This window comes from Vibrio penaeicida, from assembly GCF_030689305.1.
In the GTDB taxonomy this organism is placed as follows: Bacteria; Pseudomonadota; Gammaproteobacteria; order Enterobacterales; family Vibrionaceae; genus Vibrio; species Vibrio penaeicida_B.
Genome location: NZ_JAUYVM010000053.1, coordinates 1 through 1,630, shown reverse-complemented (window position 1 = coordinate 1,630; position 1,630 = coordinate 1). Strand labels below are relative to the sequence as shown.

Sequence of the window (1,630 nt, the reverse complement as noted above, 5' to 3'; positions counted from 1 at the left end):
CCTGACTCCGAATGAGTCGGAAAGACTTTACTGGGAAACTTACAAAACTGTGGCCAATTTTAGTTGACCACTACATATAAGGGGATGTTTATATGCAGTATCCCCCTAAATCTAGACCCGCCTCAAAGCTCAATACCTAAAAGATAAAGGAGACTCTCTAATTTCCTAAAGATTTTCTGGCATTATCTATTTCAATTGAATTCTCAATCATTATTCTTCTGTTATCCCCATTAGCTTCATCACCACAAGGCTTTCCATTAAATTTGATGTCAGGGCTTGAATATAATTTCAGATTATCGAGGAAAGTTCCGCTTCCCCCAACACCTATATGCATTAACGTTGTTTTTCCTGAACATTGATATCCACCGGTGTAGGATTTAATAAAGCTATCATCATGAATGTAATGTTTTTTAATATATTCAATATCAGAATTTTGATGCAGCGCTCCCGCTAAATGACCGAGCTCGTGCTCCAATATATGGCTGGCTGTGCTGTACGACAATATAAATGCACTCTTACTCAGGTTGAAATTTACCATTCCATCAAAATTTTCTGTTCTCGATTTATATCTATTACCATAAACAATAGCTAAATAAACACCAGGCTGATGATCATGCTGCTCTATAACACCTTCGTGCCCTGCAGATTCAAGTATATTCTTTGCCATAGCTACCGGATCACTAAAACGTATTTCGTTTAAATCCACCATACTGGTATCAATGAATGTTACTTCTCCAACGTGGCGTTTTATTGGAATACAAGATTTTCGTAATATTTCATTTGATGTAATAACAAACTTATCCAGTCGATTCTTAATAATCGCCTCTTCTGTACTCACCAAAATATCTGCATCTACATAGAAGTTTACGTAGGTATCGACATATTTATCTTGGTTACATTCAACCAGTGCTAATCCCGAGCGGTCAGCATTGACTATTCTATATATTGTTAGCAGAACTATAATGATAGCTCCAATGATTAATCCTACTTTTTTAATATTCATATTTAGTAGTCTTATGTTCCAGTTTGCTGCTCTCTTGAAGTGTTGCCATTCTATTAAATCTATAAATAAATAAAACTATCAATTCTTATAGTCTTATTATTGATAGCTATCATATCTAATAGGTTAATAGAGCTTAGCTAATTTATGACGGCGAAGTAGCAATGCTTATCTTAGGAAGAAAAGGAGACGTGCGATTGAAACCTATCGACTGGTCGCAATACACATTCAGCCAGAAAAATCTGGTTTTTATCATAAATAACTGAGAGTTAGGCTGAATTTTTTGAACAAGAACCATAACCCACCTATCTACCGTGGCATACTTGAAGGCACTCAAACAAAATCATGATATTTTCTATATTATCAATAAGTTAAGCAAGACATTTAAATCTTTAAGGTAACCTTATGAAACGGCTTTTGACTCTATCTGTACTCTTTATATCCATGAGTTTAATTAACATCGCTCACGCATTTACGCCGGAAGCATCGCCTGCTGGCTCTATAAAAAGGCTCATTGCTTATACCAAATTTGGTAATGGGGATGTATACGTTCAACGGCGTTGTTGATCAAATCGGCTTAAAGACCAACGACGCCATATGTGGACTCACCGTTAGTTTCGAACAGGCATA

The 1,630-nt window shown here is 36.0% G+C and carries 1 protein-coding gene; it reads right to left on the bottom strand.

Annotated elements, in window-relative coordinates; all coding sequences use genetic code 11:
* Positions 1–157 precede the first annotated feature (157 nt).
* Positions 158–1,003 (bottom strand): hypothetical protein, encoded by an 846-nt coding sequence (locus Q8W40_RS27905; protein WP_305402092.1) that lies wholly within the window; start codon positions 1,001–1,003, stop codon positions 158–160.
* Positions 1,004–1,630 lie beyond the last annotated feature (627 nt).

What these genes read in the sequence shown, in the direction of transcription:
- Q8W40_RS27905 (WP_305402092.1), bottom strand. Translation starts at nt 1,003, where the DNA reads ATGAATATTAAAAAAGTAGGATTAATCATTGGAGCTATCATTATAGTT.